The organism is Oscillospiraceae bacterium MB08-C2-2 (assembly GCA_035621215.1).
Taxonomy (GTDB): domain Bacteria; phylum Bacillota; class Clostridia; order Oscillospirales; family Ruminococcaceae; genus WRAV01.
In genome coordinates this window covers 1,662,240-1,679,967 of sequence record CP141729.1, presented here as the reverse complement: position 1 = coordinate 1,679,967, position 17,728 = coordinate 1,662,240, and the positions used below count along the sequence as shown (strand labels likewise).

13 protein-coding genes and 4 tRNA genes are annotated in these 17,728 nt (G+C 47.7%); 13 read left to right on the top strand and 4 right to left on the bottom strand.

Features of this window, described 5'->3' with window-relative positions:
- Positions 1-278 precede the first annotated feature (278 nt).
- From U6B65_07435 to U6B65_07420, 4 genes are all read left to right on the top strand, one after another.
- A tRNA-Gly gene (locus U6B65_07435) sits at positions 279-352 on the top strand.
- A 19-nt stretch (positions 353-371) separates the two neighbouring features.
- Positions 372-448: transfer RNA gene (locus U6B65_07430), tRNA-Arg, on the top strand.
- 7 nt (positions 449-455) lie between these two features.
- Positions 456-532, top strand: a tRNA-His gene (locus U6B65_07425).
- 57 nt (positions 533-589) lie between these two features.
- A tRNA-Gln gene (locus U6B65_07420) sits at positions 590-664 on the top strand.
- A gap of 227 nt (positions 665-891) precedes the next feature.
- Here the strand turns inward: U6B65_07420 and U6B65_07415 are convergent.
- Together U6B65_07415 and U6B65_07410 are read right to left on the bottom strand one after the other, a co-directional pair.
- Complete coding sequence (locus tag U6B65_07415) at positions 892-1,086, bottom strand: hypothetical protein (GenBank protein WRS26187.1); 195 nt, start codon at positions 1,084-1,086, stop codon at positions 892-894.
- 311 nt (positions 1,087-1,397) lie between these two features.
- Complete coding sequence (locus U6B65_07410) at positions 1,398-2,483, bottom strand: LacI family DNA-binding transcriptional regulator (GenBank protein ID WRS26186.1); 1,086 nt, start codon at positions 2,481-2,483, stop codon at positions 1,398-1,400.
- A 656-nt stretch (positions 2,484-3,139) separates the two neighbouring features.
- Here U6B65_07410 and U6B65_07405 point away from each other — a divergent pair.
- From U6B65_07405 to U6B65_07365, 9 genes are all read left to right on the top strand, one after another.
- Positions 3,140-4,150: an ABC transporter substrate-binding protein gene (locus U6B65_07405; GenBank protein WRS26185.1), complete on the top strand. Its 1,011-nt coding sequence runs from the start codon at positions 3,140-3,142 to the stop codon at positions 4,148-4,150.
- Between the two features lie 70 nt (positions 4,151-4,220).
- Entirely contained in the window at positions 4,221-5,780 is a 1,560-nt protein-coding gene (locus U6B65_07400; GenBank protein ID WRS26184.1) for a sugar ABC transporter ATP-binding protein, read from the top strand.
- The gene (locus U6B65_07395; GenBank protein ID WRS26183.1) at positions 5,765-6,754 is read left to right on the top strand and encodes an ABC transporter permease; all 990 of its coding nucleotides are present in this window, start codon (positions 5,765-5,767) and stop codon (positions 6,752-6,754) included. The genes U6B65_07400 and U6B65_07395 overlap by 16 nt, the downstream gene beginning before the upstream one ends.
- A gap of 15 nt (positions 6,755-6,769) precedes the next feature.
- Entirely contained in the window at positions 6,770-7,759 is a 990-nt protein-coding gene (locus tag U6B65_07390) for an ABC transporter permease (GenBank protein WRS26182.1), read from the top strand.
- Positions 7,760-7,807: 48 nt separating this feature from the next.
- A complete protein-coding gene (locus U6B65_07385) occupies positions 7,808-8,221 on the top strand; it encodes an HIT family protein (protein ID WRS26181.1) in 414 nt (137 codons plus the stop codon).
- A gap of 44 nt (positions 8,222-8,265) precedes the next feature.
- Entirely contained in the window at positions 8,266-9,021 is a 756-nt protein-coding gene (locus tag U6B65_07380) for a 5-deoxy-glucuronate isomerase (protein ID WRS26180.1), read from the top strand.
- A 4-nt stretch (positions 9,022-9,025) separates the two neighbouring features.
- A complete protein-coding gene (locus tag U6B65_07375) occupies positions 9,026-9,721 on the top strand; it encodes a ribulose-phosphate 3-epimerase (protein WRS26179.1) in 696 nt (231 codons plus the stop codon).
- Positions 9,722-10,500: 779 nt separating this feature from the next.
- Positions 10,501-11,784: a rhodanese-like domain-containing protein gene (locus U6B65_07370; GenBank protein ID WRS26178.1), complete on the top strand. Its 1,284-nt coding sequence runs from the start codon at positions 10,501-10,503 to the stop codon at positions 11,782-11,784.
- Between the two features lie 80 nt (positions 11,785-11,864).
- Complete coding sequence (locus U6B65_07365; GenBank protein ID WRS26177.1) at positions 11,865-15,602, top strand: glycoside hydrolase family 3 C-terminal domain-containing protein; 3,738 nt, start codon at positions 11,865-11,867, stop codon at positions 15,600-15,602.
- A 388-nt stretch (positions 15,603-15,990) separates the two neighbouring features.
- Here U6B65_07365 and U6B65_07360 read toward each other — a convergent pair whose 3' ends face one another.
- Together U6B65_07360 and U6B65_07355 are read right to left on the bottom strand one after the other, a co-directional pair.
- Positions 15,991-16,410, bottom strand: a complete 420-nt coding sequence (locus tag U6B65_07360) for a nucleotidyltransferase domain-containing protein (GenBank protein WRS26176.1) — start codon at positions 16,408-16,410, stop codon at positions 15,991-15,993.
- A gap of 11 nt (positions 16,411-16,421) precedes the next feature.
- Positions 16,422-17,687, bottom strand: a complete 1,266-nt coding sequence (locus U6B65_07355) for a Glu/Leu/Phe/Val dehydrogenase (GenBank protein ID WRS26175.1) — start codon at positions 17,685-17,687, stop codon at positions 16,422-16,424.
- Between the last annotated feature and the right edge of the window lie 41 nt (positions 17,688-17,728).

Genomic DNA, 17,728 nt, shown 5'->3' with positions numbered 1-17,728 from the left:
GTAAAAAACAATCGGTTTTCCGCAGGTCCCTGTCAGCGATTTAAGCAGTCATTTTAAAGTTTAAACAAACGGCTGTTTTCCATAAAGATACAGTTAGTATAGCCGATTGATGCTATACTATCACCAAACCACAGGGCTGTCAATACCATATAATAACCATTGTTAAACTCTTTTGTGCACAAACCAAGGAATTTGCAGAAACACGTTGACAAACTTTTTATTATAAGTTATAATAACTAGCGTTGCAGTCGTCTGGAAGCAAGAGCGCTTCTTTATCTGCGGGTGTAGTTCAATGGTAGAATTCCAGCCTTCCAAGCTGGTTACGTGGGTTCGATTCCCATCACCCGCTCCACGGTCTTTTAGGGCCATATGCGCTGTTAGCTCAGTCGGATAGAGCAACTGCCTTCTAAGCAGTAGGCCAGGGGTTCGAATCCCTTACAGCGCGCCAGTTTATGGTGGATATAGCTCAGTTGGTTAGAGCGCCAGATTGTGGCTCTGGAGGTCGTGAGTTCGATTCTCATTATCCACCCCATTTGCTGATAAAAGGACATGTTTTTGTCCTTTTTTTATATCTAAATAAAGTTTTCGATGGGCTATCGCCAAGCGGTAAGGCAACGGACTTTGACTCCGTCACTCGATGGTTCGAATCCATCTAGCCCAGCCATATTATATTGTAGAAAGGTCTATCTTCGGATAGGCCTTTTTGCAATATAACAAGTATATAAAGGGAGGGTGCGGCTAGACACCCAACCCTGTTATATAAATGTTTTTGTGCATTGACAGCTTATTTGTAAAAGAACTTTGGGGCAGGCTTCTGCCACATACTCTATATATTTTTACAGGTATCCACTGCCCGATCTACTGCTAGATGAATCATCATGGGCTTTCGTTCTACCTGTGCAAGCTGGCTATCCGATTCTGTAACTGCTTGAGCTGCTGCTCTTTCTGAGCGGCAGTTTTTTTTATTTCCTTCTCCCGCTCCATGTTTTCAAACTTATCTGCAAAAGTATCACCCGGCTGCTGCTCCACATACTGGCGAATACTCTCCTTTATCTGAACAGTACGGGCGAAATCCTCCTTTGTCATTTATTCATTACACCTCTGTCAAGGAGTATAAAAGCGCCAGTGACGGCGTAAAAAGGGGAAAACCAGGGCGATAGGCTGTTCTGCAAAGGAGATTGCGACTAAGCCTGAGAAAATCATACAGCTGAATGAGGGAATAATTAAGGACGAACTGAAAGAACTGGTTCGCAACAGCGTAGACCCTTTATAAGCCACCTGAAAATACGGGATAAAAGGCGGATGGTTTCGGCTATCCGCCTTTTGTTGCCCCAAAAACATAGAGCCAGTAATGAGTATGCAATCCTGGTTCAATGGTTTAATAATTTGCATCCTTATCAGATCTTTTTTAGCCCCTCCATATACATTGCAGACGGCAGCGGGGTTCCCAAATAATCAACAAAATTGCTTTTCATCACAATGCCAATACGCACATCGCTTCTATCGGTAGAGCTTGTACGGGTAGTCAGGTATTCATACATGAGCTTTATGGCTTTGTAGGATTGCGATTGCGGGTCCTGCCACATAGTGGCGGTAATGGTTCCATCTTCAAAATAGGGAGCCAGTTCCTCGAAAACATCGCTGCAAATGACCTTGATTTTATTGTTAAGGGCCATCTCATGGAGCACCTCACAAAGCGGTATATTGTTACGGGCACTGTTGCAATAAACGCCCACAATATTGTCAAAAGCGCAAAACAGCTTTCTCAGTTCAGATTTTAAATTTTCGAGAGAATTTTTATCGTTTATCTCCAAAAGGGACAAATCAGAACGATAGCGCTGGATGCAGCTATAAAAGCCAAGTGTATTATCCCGCAGTACCTTTAACATTTTGTTGCCGCCCATAACAATAATCCGACCGCCTTGGGGGGTGATATGGCTCATCAGTTCCGCCGCCAGGTAACCTGTGTTCTCGTTAGGGGCCGATACACAGGCAATGCGGCAAGAATTGATGGCGTCGGAATGAAATGTGATCACCGGAATGCCTTTTTGATGCAATTTTTCAAAATGTGCATTGAGCTTAGTATCGTCCCAGCAATATATCACCACGCCATGAATATCACTATGCTGCAAAATATCATCTAAAATACGTGTCTGGCTTTGCCATGTGTCCCCGCAGGAATAGCGTAAGACAGATACCTTGAAACTGCGCAGCTCTTTTTCGGCGTTTTGGATACCTGTATCTATGGCCCTGAAGAAATAATTGAACTGAGATTCCAGTGTAGGTGAAATAACCGCAATGTTGAGTGCATCCCTCTTTAAGGAGGAAGCAACAGGATTGACCGAGTAGTTCATTTCCTTCACAATTTCTAACACCCGTTTGCGAGTGGCTTCTCCGATGCCGGGTTTTCCGTAAATGGATTTGTGTACAGTAACTGTGGACACACCCGCACGTTGGGCAATGTCCTTCAAAGTGCAGGCCATGGCAGAATACTCCTTTATTTATGACGATTTAAATAATCGTTTATTAATCAAAAATTGGATAATGGTTTATCTTATATTATAATACACGGAACAAAAGCCACTGTAAAGATAGTAATTTAAATAATAATGTGAAATTAAAAGAAAATTAATAATTATGTGCACAAAAATTGTTTAAATAAATTGTTGAATAAAAGGATAAATTAGATAAACGATTATTATTTATTGCAAAATATCAATCACCATGGTAAGCTGAAATCAAGAATTTTTAAATTTTATCTAAAATTATCTAAGAAAAACTAAAAAATAGTGTCGATTTAAATAAACGTTTATTAAGATATATCAAAGTCTTAAGCCATGACAAGCGTTTGGGTAAGATGGATATTATCGCTATGGGGGATACCGGATTTATTATGTTTCTATATCGCCTGTTGCTTGCTCAGATATATCCAGTTAACCAAAAAATGATAAAGCATTTTTGAATTGCTGCGTATGTTGTGCAGCGCTAGATAGGTGCGTTAACCTTGCTGCATAGTCAGCAGTACACAGGAGGTATGCCGACACCCATCAGCCTCTATTTAAAAACGCTTTACGTTTTATAATGGGCCAATTATACAAAAGTTCCCGGTTCTAAATCACAAAAAAAGAGGAGATTCAGTATGAAAAAAGCAACATCCACCCTGTTAGCACTTGCGCTGGTTCTTGGTTTGACCGCTTGTGGCACTACAGCAAGCAGCAACCCCAGCAGTACGTCGCCTACCGCCGCCAGCAGTCAGAGTACAGATGGCGGCGCAGAAAAAACCTTGAAAATCGGGTTTGCCCAAGTACATACCACCAACAATGGCCGCATTGCACAATCTCAGGATATGCGGGATATTTTTGGCGCAGCTGGTCTTGATATTGTGATTACCGATGCCAACAACGACACCAACAAACAAAACGCCGATGTGGAAGACCTTCTCGCTCAGGGAATTGACTACCTGATCCTGTGCCCCAAAGAGGAAGAGGGATTGGTTCCCGCACTGGATGCGGCAAAAAAAGCAGGTGTGCCTGTTATACTCATTGACCGCACCTCCCGCGGGGTAGCCGGAGAGGATTACCTCACGGCCATTCGCTCCAATGCCATAGCGCAAGGGGAATGGTGTGCTGAGTGGCTGGCTAAGCAAACGGACGGAAAATGCAACGTTGTGGAAATCTTCGGCTCACCCGGTTCCACCACCGCCATGGATCGCAGCAATGGCTTTAAAAAAGTGATGGAAGAGCATCCCGATATGGTCTTGCTGGCCTCGCAGGTTGGGAATAACATGCGCACAGAAGCCCAGGCTGCCATGGAGGCCATGATTCAGGCCCACGGTGACAAAATCGATGCTGTGTACACCCACAATGACGAAATGACCTTTGGCGCCATTCAGGGCATAAAATCCATGGGGCTTACTCCCGGCACAGATATCCTGGTACTGTCTGTGGGTGATGGAAGCAACGACATGCTTGAGGCCATCAATGGCGGAGAGGTTGCGGCATGTTCCCAAAACAACATGTTGTATGCCCAGCAATGTCTGGAAGTGATTCTGGCCGCTGAAGCGGGTGACACCATTGAACCGCTTGTATGGTCCAACGACACCTTCTATACAAAGGAAAACGTAGAGCAGTATCTCGGTAAAAACTGGTAAAAAAATCGAGGCAGCGAGCAGAGCTTTTGCAAATGCGATTCTGCTCGCTTATCCTCTGGGAGGGTTGTTTATGGAACACGCTGTGTTGTTGGAAATGAAGAATATAAGCAAGTCATTTCCCGGTGTGAGGGCGCTGTCCAACGTTTCATTCTCTGTGCATAAGGGTGAAATAATGGCCTTAATGGGGGAAAATGGAGCCGGCAAATCCACACTGATAAAAATTATCACTGGTCTGTATCGGAAAGATGAAGGCGAAATGATTTTTCAGGGTGAACCGGTGCATGTTGGCAGCCCGCTGGAAGCGCAGCGGCTGGGGATAAGCACGATCTACCAAGAGTTGAATTTAAGCCCCTTTCTCAGCATTGCAGAAAATATCTATCTTGGTAACGCTCCCAAGAAGTTTGGCTCTATCGATTGGAAAAAGATGCGGGCGGATGCGAAAAAGGCCATGGCAGAGCTGGGCGTTGATGTGGATGTAAGCAAGCCTCTCAATCGATACAGCACCGCTATCCAGCAGATGGTGGCCATTGCCCGGGCACTTTCCATAGACACAAAGCTTTTGGTGATGGATGAAGCGACTTCTTCGTTGGACGCTCGGGAAACACAGATTCTGTTTGATGTGGTTACCGGCTTGAAAGAACGTGGTATCTCCACAGTTTTTATTACCCACCGCATGGATGAGGTGTATAGAATATGCGACAACATCACCATTTTGAAGGACGGTGAGTTTGTTGGCTGTTACCCCGCCAAGGAACTATCTAAACTGGAACTTGTCTCCAAAATGATTGGTCGGGACGCAACCGATCTGGTCAACAAAAAGAAAGAATACCAGCCAGAAAAGCAAAAGGCGGAAGTTTTGTGTGAAGTAAAAGCCATCAAATGCGGGCACCGCCTCAATGGTGTGGATTTAATCATCCGCAAAGGGGAAGTGGTCGGGCTGGCTGGTCTGCTTGGCTCCGGCCGCACCGAGCTTGCCAAGGTGATTTTTGGTGATGATGTTCAGTATGAGGGGGAAATCTTCTATGGCGGACAGGCGGTGCGTTTTAAAGATCCCAGTGACGCTATAAAAAAAGGTGAAGCCTTTTGTACTGAAGACCGCAAGGTTGAGGGGATTTTCCCCAATTTAAGCATCATGGACAATATTTCTATCACTGTTATGGGCCGAATTAGCCGATTTGGCATTGTCAATAGGGCAAAACAATTGGAAATTGCCAATGAGTACATAAAAAAAATCGACATCCGCACTCCCTCTGCCATGACAAGGATCAAGAATTTGAGCGGTGGCAACCAGCAAAAGGTGGTGCTGTCCAAATGGCTTGTAACAAAGCCGCAGCTGATCATTATGGATGAGCCTACCCGGGGCATTGACGTTGGCGCTAAAGGAGAAATAGAGGCACTAATCCAGCAAATTTCCAATCAGGGCATCAGCGTGCTGTATATTTCTTCAGAAATAGAGGAATTAGTGCGGGGATGTGATCGGGTGGTCATTTTGCAGGAAGGCAGAAAGAAGGCGGAAATTGTGGGAGACGCCATTTCTGAAAGGAATATTATGAAGGCAATTGCCGAAAGCGGGCCGGAAGATACACCTGAAGGCGCAAATCTGGAGGTGAATCAATGGGCAGTTCAATAAAGCGGGCGGGACTGACGGACCCGCCCCGGATCCGTATGAGCGGGCGGGAGTTCTTTATACAATTCGGCGCTCTGGCAGTATTGCTGGGTTTGATTTTATTCAATATAATTTTTACGCCCAATTTTGCATCGATCAATACACTGTACCTGGTGATTAAGCAATCGGCGGGGCCGCTGTGTATGGCCATTGGAATGACTTTGGTCATCTCTATTGGGGGCATCGATATTTCTACCGGCTCTATCATGGCACTGTGTGGGGTTATCATTGCTCAGGGAATGACCACTACCGGCGGAAACTTTCTCCTGTGGCTGTTTGTGGCCGTGGGTGTGTGCGCTTTAGTGGGTATGTTTAACGGCGTTATGATCGCAAAATACAATGTTCAGCCGGTCATACTTACTCTTGTCATGCAAATTGTTATCCGCGGAGTCGCCGTTTTAATCGCCAAATCCAGTGTATTTTCTCTGGGAAAATACCCTGTGATCTCTGCGCTGGGACTCTACCGCATTAACGGTGTCGTACCCATTCAGAGTATATTTTTTGTTGTTGTGGCTGTTGTGAGTATTTTTGCCATCAAGAAAACAACCTTTGGCACTTATGTTGAATCCATTGGAGAAAACACCCGGGCCGCAAGGCTTTCCGGGCTGCATACTGTAAAGATCATTGTGATCACCTATGCGCTCTCCTCTGTGCTTGCGAGCCTGTGCGGTGTGATTGAACTGGCCCGTTCCTCCGCAGTGGACCCCAATGAGCTTGGTATGATGTATGATCTGGACGCAATTGCAGCGGTTGCAATTGGGGGTACCTCTATGAAAGGCGGCATGGCCAATGTTGTAGGTTCCATTGCAGGGGCAATCATTATGGTGCTCATCGGGATCACGGTGAACATGAATAACATTCCATTTGCTGCGGCTAACCTGATCAAGGCGGTTATTATTATTGGTGCATTGGCAATACAACGCGAACGCACAGCATAGGATGTGAAAGAAAAAATGAAGCAACAAGTAAAGAAAAAAGACCTCATAGCACAACGTGCACAAGATTTTGCCATGAGTCAGCCGGCCTTGCTTGCGGTATTGGCAATGTGCATATTTGGAGGCTTTGCTTTTGGGCCGACCTTTCTTTCGTACGAAAATAATCTTTCCAACGTATTGCGGCAGGCTTCGTTGATGGGTATTGCGGCGATTGGCGTTAATTTTCTGTTTTTAATTGGAGCAAGGGATCTTTCTATCGGTGCCACAACAGCGCTTTGCGGTATGATTGTGGCAAAGCTCAGCCCTTATGGATTTTGGATATCGATTTTGGCGGCACTTGCGGTGGGAGCGGCTATAGGCATCATGAACGGCTTGATCATTACCAAGCTGAAGGTGCAGCCTTTTATTGCGACACTGGGCACACAGCTTGGCATACGCGGGCTTGCCCTGCTGATGAACAACGAACTATCGCTGCCACTGGCGGATGAAGCCGAGGTACTGCGATTTATCGGCAGGGGTTATGTGTTTGGCGAATTTTTGCCAATGCCTGCCGCTATCTTTATCGCACTGATTCTGATATCGATATTTATAACCCGCAACACCTCATTTGGGCGCTCCCTATACGCCATAGGCGGCAGCGAAGAAGCCGCCGCCATGATGGGTGTCCGGGTAGACCGTTCCAAAACGCTTGCCTTTATGATCAGCGGCATTGCAGGAGCCATTGCAGGCATCATTGTTACCGGACGTCTTGCCGCAGCACAGCCCGGAGCAGGCACTGGCTGGGAGATGACCATTATGGCAGCTATTGTGATCGGCGGCACCCGGGTGCGGGGCGGTGTTGGCAAAATCGAAGGGGTATTCTTTGGGGTTATGTTTGTGGGGCTGATCAGCAATCTCATTAACCTGAATGGAACGATCAGTGCGTTTTGGCAAAACATTATCACCGGCACCATTTTGCTGCTTGCAGTGCTGCTGCAATCACATATGGAGCAGAAAAAAGAAGCATAAGGTATATCAATGCTATAAAAAAGACGTTTGGAGAAAGTGGGAGTATCTATGAACAAGTGTGTGTATTGTGAAAAAGGAGAAGCACTGTCCAATGTTATAAAAATCTGCGATTTAAACGCATCTACCGTATATTTGTTTCGTGAGCAAACCCATTATGGCCGGTGTGTTGTTGCCGAAACTGGCCACCACAAAGAACTCTTTGAACTCAGCCAAGAAGAGCTGTCCGTTTATATGCAGGATGTCGCAAAGGTGGCCAAAGCGATAGACACGGTTTTTGCGCCTGCAAAAGTAAATTACGGCTATTATTCGGATAAGATGGGACACCTGCATTTTCATGTGGTGCCCAAATACCAAGATGGAGAAGAATGGGGGGGCACCTTTACGATGAACCCCAACAAAACCTTTCTGCCTGAAGCTGAGTATGAGGAAATGGTTCGGAAATTGTTGGCGGTGCTGGCGTAAACGTGGCTGGCGTGCTATGAAATTCAGGAATAGGAGCAGACCCCATGATACAAATACATTTTAAGCCGGAAGAACTATTGCAGCGGTTGGAGCCTAAGGCAATGCAGCTAACCTATACCTCTGCTCAGCGGATCGAGCTAAAGGATACAGAAGTTATAGTTGAAAGTGGAAACGAAGAAGTTTGCCTTGTTTGTATTTCCGGTCAGGCAGATTACACCTATCATGCACAAAGCGGAGAAGCTGTGCTGCGGGATATTCTCTATCTGCCAACGGATGCACAGGTGGTTTTGAAAAGTAAGAGCGCTGTGTTTATTCGCTTCGGGGCACCGTGCACCCGCAAAACAACATTTGCGCACATTGTCTTTAAAGAGGTGGACGGCGATAGCCGACACAAGGTATACGGAAAGCAGGAAAACGGTACCAAACGCGATGTGTGGAACTGTATTGATGAAGCATTTGATTCCGCAAGATTTTTGGTTGGATTTTGCAAAGGCTGCCCCGGCGGTTGGACTGCGTGGCCTCCCCATGAACATGCAGAGAAACGCGAAGAGACCTACGTATATTTTGATATGGCCAATGCCTTTGGGGCTCAATTCGTATACGACGAACTGGATAATCCTCACGATGTAGCGCTTATTCAGGAGGGACATTTGGTGAGCATTCCCTCAGGCTATCATCCCAACTGCGGCTGTCCGGCGGGGGCGATTTCCTATGTATATTGTATGGTTTCCACAACGGAGGATGACCGCAACTTTATGGATTTAACCACACAAAAAATATATGGTGATAAATTGGAGTAAAATGATGCCAAAACAAACAATTATAAATGCACCTTCTCTTGCAAACTGCAACCTGCTTACAATTGGCAGTCAGATACAGCAGTTAGTCGCCGCCGGCGTAAACTTTTTTCATATCGATATTATGGACGGGCATTATGTGCCGAATCTTTGCTTTTCGCTAAAGCTTGTGCAGGACCTAAAGGCGCAATACCCCGATTGCATAGCAGATGTGCACCTTATGGTAACCAACCCGGCCCAGTATATTGCACCACTGAAAAAAAGCGGTGCAGACTATGTAAGCTTTCATATGGATGGCACTCATTTTACAAGAAGAATACTGGAAGATATCCGAACACAGGATATGAAGGCGGGCGTGGTCATAAACCCTTCCCAGCGAATTGACCTGATCGAGCCGATTATTCAGTTTTTGGATTATGCCGTGCTGATGACTGTTGAACCAGGCTATGCAGGCCAAAAATTTATGCCGGATTCTCTGGGCCGTCTGGATGAGCTGGTGCGGCTCAAAGAAAAGCACAGTTGCAGCTTCCCCATTTCCATTGATGGCGGTGTAGATTTTTTCCATGCAAAAGAATGCGTTGCCCGCGGGGCGGAAATATTTGTTACAGGCATTTATACGGTGTTTAACCAAGAAGATGGCATAACAGCCGCCTGTCGCCGTTTCCAGACTGAGATGGAAGCGGTCATCAGCAGTGATATGTGACATATTGATTACTGCAATTAAGCGACTTCAAAAAAGCCAAAGGCCTTTTGGAGTCTGGTAGTACAATGAAAGGAGGCCGCAGTTCGTGGCTTCCTTTCATTGCATATTCAAACTCATCCGCTCTCACCAAGCAGTTAGGACTTTGACTCCGTCACTCGATGGATCGAACCCATCTAGCCCAGCCAGTAAGTCCCGCATTAACATTTTGTTTTGCGGGACTTACTTTTTAAAATAACACATTAGAGCTAAATTTAACCCGCGTGCAAGTTCACTCGTTTTTGCCCCACGATTTACCCTTTTGCATATGCTACTCAATTTCACGTACCGCTTGGGGCGTTCTCTGCGTTTTCTAACATGCAGTGTATTGCTTAAGTACCTTTAAGTTGCTGTATGCTGCGTTTCCGCATTGTCACAAAAATGTTCCTGTTATTTAGTTATGTGGCCAAGCTTATATTTTATTTTATCATTGTGTTATGCTTATCCCAGCGAAAGATAATATCCTATATTTTGTATTTTTCTGACAAAAATTCCCAATAATTTGGTGAAGAAATGCTATTGAAAGCAGCTGTCGAAATAGTTAATATTAGATAAAAGATAATTCTTTTGTATCTTTTTGCAATAACAAAATGGTTTTTAAGGAACAGCGTTGTTTGTGATCAAAAAATGTGCTCGAGCACTTAAATATTAAAATAATCATATATAAACCTAATTTATATATGATTTATTAAAATTGTGCACGAGCATATGGCTACCGCCGTTATTTTGAAAGGAGCTCCGACATGCGTCTGAAACCTCTTATTCTGTTTGCTGCTCTAATCGGAGCTGTGCTGGTGGGCTGCCAGCCTGCGGGCAATGTTGCTTTGACAGTGGCGCAGACACGACAGAAGCCACTTCTCACCCAAGGATATCAGTGTGTATTGTATGATGGGGCATCCTTTTTGGCCGCAGGCACAGGGGGGCGTCTGGATCGGATCGACACACAGGGACAAGCCCATAGTATACCAGTGCCCACGCAGGAAGATTTGCTGCAAGTTTTGGCCCACGAAGGCAAAATCCTGGTGGGTGGAACAGGTGGAACCTTATTATACAGCACCGGCAAAGATAGCTTCACATCCGCAGATACAGGCATTGCATCAACCATATGGGGGATTGCATACTTTCAGGGGAGCTATTACGCATGCACGGATAACGGCGTGATTTTGCGGTCTCCTGATGGAACCGACTGGGCAGCGGTTCAGACAGGCCTGAATAAAAACATTGTATCCATTGCGGCAACCGACCGATACATTATGGCCATAACTTCTGAAAGTGATATTCTTTCCAGTACAGACGGGGTAAATTGGAAAATTGAAGATTTCAACGAAGTCTACAAGGGATATTACGAGCCCTTTGTGTTCACCAATATTAAAGCCATTGGTCAGCTATTCTGTGTTACAGGCTATCTATCGGCCGATCCGGGTGTTCCTCATATGATGATGTCGGATACCGGTGAGGTTTGGATCTTTCGGTCGCTGGAGCAAATCGAGGGAGTGGATCCAGAACAACCCCGCTCCATTAAGATTAACGCCATAGATTTCGAGACAGATCAAATCCTAGCGGCCTGCAACGATGGCCAGATTTTAACGATCTCGGACTGCTCCAAGTGCAACAAGGTGGAGTCTTTCGGCGAATTTGACCTGAAGGGTCTGGCCTTGGGTGCGGGTAAGCTGGTTATCGTTGGTGAGGATTACTCCTATCAGGTGCTGGATGCCGGTGCTGCCCGGCAGTACCAAATCAAGCCGGAGCAGGCCTATGAGGACATGCTGAGTGGCATGGGTGTTATTATTGACGTGCGTACCCAAGAGGAATACAGCGAAGGGCATGTGCTGGGGTGCATCCACATTCCGCTGGATGAAATTAAAGCAAAGCTTCAAACAGAAGTGCCCTCCCGGGATACCAAGCTGATTTTCTATTGCGCGGGCGGTGTAAGATCGCAGAAAGCTCTGGAAATAGCGCTGGAGCTGGGGTATCAGCGGGTGTATAATCTGGGCAAATTTTCGGATTGGCCCTACGCAGTCGAATAGTGGCCTTTGCCTACTATTTAATTTTCTTAGCCATGAGGTGTGGCTGAACAAATAAACAAAAGCAGAAAAGGAGGATCAATATGAAGATGTATGCAAAAGTAAAAAAGAAATCTAGTGTGATACTAGCCGGTATTTTATGCCTATCTTCGCTGGCTTTTCCACCCATTTCCACCACTGTTTCCGCCGCTGAGGCAGAGGTTCTGCCCTATCAAAATACCAGCCTCACCTTTGAGGAACGGGCCACCGACTTGGTCTCCCGCATGACCATGGCGGAAAAGGCATCTCAGCTGAATACCAGTGCACCGGCCATTCCCCGTCTGGGCATCAAGGCAAACAACTGGTGGCAGGAATCACTGCACGGTGTGGCGTGGAGCAGGGCTGTGTCCTTCCCCTCCAGCCTGAGCATGTCTCTTACCTGGGATCCCCAGCTGCTGCTTGATTCTGCCTCTATCATAGGAGATGAAAGCCGGGGCTACAACACCACCAACGGCAGGCCGCTGAGCAATTTCTCGCCAACCATCAACATGCAAAGAGACCCCCGATGGGGCCGCAACGAAGAAGGCTACGGCGAAGACCCCTTCCTGGTTTCCATCCTGGGCGAGCAATACATTCACGGTGTACAGGGGAGCTCTGATACGGACAATCTTAGCCCCTCCGGTCAACAATACTTAAAAACCATTGCCACTCTCAAGCACTATGCTGCCAACAACAGCGAGCAAAACCGTTACACCGGCTCCTCTGACGTGGACGATCGGTCACTGCGGGAATATTATACCGCTCCCTTCCGCCATATCACCGAGACCGCCAACCCGGAATCGGTTATGAGCTCCTATAACAGAATCAATGGTATTCCCGCTTCGGCCAACACCTATGTGCTGGATACGCTGCTGCGGAAGACCTGGGGCTTTAACGGATATGTCGTATCCGACTGTGAGGGCATCAACTGGATGCGCAGTGGCCACAAATGGATTCCCTCCAATCCAGAAGGCTATACCCAGCAGGTCACCATGCCGCAGGCTACTGCGTTTGCCATGATGGCAGGCACCGACTTGGCCTGCAACTGGACCCAGGGCGGCAATTATGGCGGCGACTACAGCAACAACGTAGCTGCGGCTATTCAAGACGGTGTTCTCACCGATAACGGCGTAATGACCGAAGACATTGTGGACCGCGCTCTGGTGCGGCTGTTTACTTCCCGCATGAAGATCGGCGAGTTCGACAATGCGGAAGACAACATCTACAGAAGCTATACGGTTGCCAACCGCGTGGAAACACCCTATAACGTGGCAACTTCTCTGAAGGCTTCCCGCAATGCGATTGTCATGCTCAAAAACAGTGAAAATACCCTTCCTATTAAAACCGATACCGTAAAATCCATTGCGGTTGTGGGCAAGTTTAACGATATCTGCGAGTTGGGCGATTCCAACTACGCAGGCTCACCTTCCACAAAAGTCAGCTTCCAGAAGGGACTTACGGATGCGCTGAACGGCAAGGGCTTTGATACTGCTAATAACCTGAAGTTCTATAACCTCAGCGGCAGCAAAGTATCCGGCTATATCTTTAACATCCGCGATTTTACCTACAACAACAATGTTGTTTCCGCTGTAAGCGCCAACCGCTACAGTGATTGCAGAGCTGAGACCAGCAACATCGGTTATATTAACGATGGTGGCTATGCGGTTTACCAGGGCTTTGACCTTGGCTCCGGCATTGAGTCATTTGCTGTCAGCATCAGCACCAATGGCACCAGTGGAAACGTTAAGCCGGTGGTGGAGCTGCACGTAGATAGTCCCACTGGCCCGGTTATCGCAACGGCAACCTGCGACCGCACCGGCTCTTGGAGCAGCTACAGCACCAATAGCGGAACAGTGGCCACCGATATTGCCAACCTGTATCAAGGTAAAAAAGATATTTATCTGGTATTCACTACCAACCAGTCCTCCTCCGGCAGCGATACTGCCCTGGCAGAAATTGAGAAAGCCGACATGGCCATTTATATGGCTGGCACCGGCACCAGCTCCGGCCTCAACGTGGCTGGCGAGAACCGGGATCGCTCCAACATGAATTTCCCCGCCGGTCAGACAGAAGAAATCGCAAAAGTCATGGAAGCCAATCCCAACACAGTGGTGGCCATTCAAGCCGTAGGTACCATGAATATCTCCGACTTCGCGGATGACGCCAAAGCAATACTGTATACCAGCTACAATGGCCAGTTCCAAGGGCAGGCCATGGCGGAAGTTCTCTTGGGCGACCAAAACGCCAACGGACGCCTTTCCTTTACCTGGTATGCCAACGAGGCTCAGCTCCCCAATATCCTCGACTATTCCATTCGCCCCGAAGGCGAGAAATTAGGCCGCACCTATCAGTATTTTAAAGGTGACGTGCTCTATCCCTTCGGTTACGGCCTGAGCTATTCTGATTTTGAGTATTCTAACTTCCAAATCAGCGAGCGCACCGTTGCAACAGACGGAACCTTCGATGTCTCGGTGGATGTGGAAAACAAATCCAATGTTGCCGGTGCAGATGTCGTTCAGGTTTATGTAAGTGCACCCGGCGCTGGAAATGGCGAAATGCCCATCAAACAGCTCAAAGGCTTCCAGCGTGTGGAGCTTGCTGCTCGCGAAAAACAAACGGTTACCGTTACCGTAAAGGCCGATGATCTTTGGTTTATTAACGAAGACGGCAAGCGGGTTGTTTCGGAGGGCGAATACACCGTGGCCGTGGGCCGCTCCTCCAACGATATCAAAAAAGATTGGAAGCTGGAGGTTTCCGGTGTAGCTGCGCCTCGCTTGACTGCCGTAACCTTGACCGGTGATAAGATCAAAGTTACCAATGATGTCCAGGTGAATACACAGCTTACCATCTCTCTGAACGATGAATCCTGCATTGTGAATCCTACCCCACAACAGGCAACTGTAGTTTACAGCAGCAGCAATCCTGCCGTAGCGTCTGTAGACGAAAAAGGTGTCATCACCAACCAGAGTCTGGCTGGTACGGCTTTGATCACCGCCACTGTTACCGTGGGCGGCGACACCCTGAAAGCCACCTATGCAGTAACCACAGACGAAGGCGCTGAATCGGAAAAACACACCATCACCTTCAATATAACGCCTCCCGATGCCCCGGATCTGACCATTGTCGTAGAGCAGGGCAACCCTGCGGTGGTCGTTCCTTCCACCGAAAACCCTCTGGTTTACCAGCTTGGGTCGGGCGAGTATTCTTATACCGCCAGTGCAGCCGGCTATAAAACCGCCCACGGAAGCTTTACAGTAACCGGAGCGAATACCATCGAAATTGCACTGGAGAAGGAAGATTCGGAGAAACACACCATTACCTTCAACATAACGCCTGCGGATGCCCCGGATCTGACCATTGCTGTAGAGCAGGGCAACCCTGCGGTGGTCGTTCCCTCCACCGAGAACCCTCTGGTTTACCAGCTTGGGGCAGGCGAATATTCTTATACCGCCAGTGCAACCGGCTATAAAACCGCCCACGGAAGCTTTACGGTAACCGGAGCAGACACCATCGGAATTGAGCTGGAGAAGGAAGACCAAGAAGAGATTCAGGTGGAAAAAGTCTCCATCACCGGCTCCGCCATGATTAACCTGAAGCGGAACAAGTCCATTCAGCTGACAGCAGTCGTTGCCCCTGAAAATGCTACGAACCAGGAGCTGACTTGGTCGACTCTGACCCCCAATCTGCTGACCGTAGATGAAAACGGCCTTGTAACAGCAAACAATGAAACCGGCATTGCAGTAATCGTGGCAACTGCCCACAACGGCAAAGCCGCTCAGATCACCATCCGAGTGATCCCGTAAGTGAGAGGATAACCCAGCCACAAGTATCGTTTATCTGAAAGCCTTCTTCTTTTCTCGGTGATAACACCATGAAAAGGGCCCTGCCTTATATACGAGTAGTCATAAAGACAACTTGTGGACCCGAAGGCTAAGGCAGGCTGAATATGCAAAGCAACAACGGCTGCTCCAATTGGAGCAGCCGTTGTTGCCGAATAGAGAGAACGTCTCGTTCTGCCATTAGTTGTATAGTTCCAAATTCAGGTGGGGGGGTTAATGTGCCTTCTTACTATTGTTTATGAATGCTTTTCCTAATGTGAAACCATGTTATCAGCGCAAGAGAAAGCCTTTCTCAGCCATGAAACGCCGTCATACCGTGAAGAGGTATGGCAGCGTTTCACAGATTGGCATATTAAAGTGGCTCACAGCGTTTGCGCAAAGGCTCAACTGGTTCATAGACGGAGTGGATTTTTTGTGCGAAGCATGTTTTCCTTTTAATATCCGAGTCATCCACTAAGTGAATGTCCAGCATATAGCTGGTGCTTTTCCCGGTAATCATTTTGAAAATTTCGCACAGCTTTAAATCCCAAGCCTTAAGCCATTCCAGCAGAGCCCTTTTTTGATTTTCGCTGCTGTCTATATGGAAAATCAAATCAATGTCGCTGCCTGTGCCTGCCTTGCCGGATTCAACGCTTCCGAAAAGATAGATGCCCTGCACACCAAGCCGTTCCATATCCAGTTCAGAGGCAATTTGAACCGCGGCCTGATACCTCCACTGGGTGTGAAACCGGCTTTGGGATCGCTGGGGTGTGTGGCAGCAAATACAGTCCATAGCCCGAGGCATCAGGGGAATACACCACGGATTTTCTTAGCCTTGCTCAATCTGCCCAATGCGCTTATATAAGCGCCCATGCGCATGGTGGTTCTTTTTTCGGAAGCAATGGCGAAAACCTCATCAAAGGCACGCAAAATAATATTTCGGAGCATCTCGTTGATTTCGGCTTCTTCCCACATCAGGCGCTGGATATTCTGTGCCCACTCAAAATAGGAGACGATGACACCGCCGGCATTGGCAAGAATATCGGGAACCACAACAATGCCTTTTTCCTCCAAGATGGAGTCTGCATCCGCTGCTGTAGGGCCGTTGGCGCCTTCCACAATCAGCTTTGCCCGGATGCTCCCTGCATTTTCTGTGGTGATTTGGTTCTCAAGGGCACAGGGGATCAGCACGTCGCAGTCGCAGGTCAATACATCCATGCCGTCAAGCTTGGTGCTGCCCAGTTCCGCATAGCCTGCAAGGCTCCTGTTTTTGCTGCTGCGTATATGCTTAAGCATTGCGGGGATGTTCAGCCCTTCTGCCTTGTAATAGCCGCCCGAAATATCGGATACGGCCACTATTTTATGTCCCTGCTCCTGTAAGAGCTTTGCCGCTATGCCGCCAACATTGCCCATTCCCTGAATTGCAATGTTTACAGGGCCCTCGGGAAAGCCAAAGGTTTCCAAGGCTTTTTGTGTAATAAAGCTGACACCCCGCCCGGTTGCTTCTGGCCGGCCGTAGGAACCGCCTACCTCAAGGGGCTTGCCGGTTACAACGCCGGGGATGGTATACCCGTTAATCATGCTGTAGGTATCCATAATCCAGCCCATAACCTGTGCGTTGGTGTTTACATCCGGGGCGGGAATATCCTTGTCAGGGCCAATGATCGGCAGAATCATGGCTGTATACCTGCGGGTAAGGCGCTCAAGCTCCCCGCAGGAAAGGGTGCTTGGGTTCACGTTGATACCACCCTTGGCTCCGCCATATGGGATATTGACAACAGCACATTTCAGGCTCATCCATGCGGCCAGTGCTTTAACCTCATCCATATCCACACTCTGGTGGTAGCGGATACCGCCTTTGCAGGGGCCCCGGTCGCTGGAATGCTGCACACGGTACCCCTCAAACACCTGAATGCTGCCGTTATCCATTCTTACGGGTATGTAAACCTTCAATTCTCTTTCGGGGTATTTGATCGCCTCGTAATCGTTGGGATGAAGCTCCAGCATCTTTGCCGCTTGTTCCAAAACAGTCAGCATACTCTGATAAGGGTTGTATGTTTTATTTGGCATGGTTATTCTCCTCCAAATCTCAATCATGTGAATTGACCCTT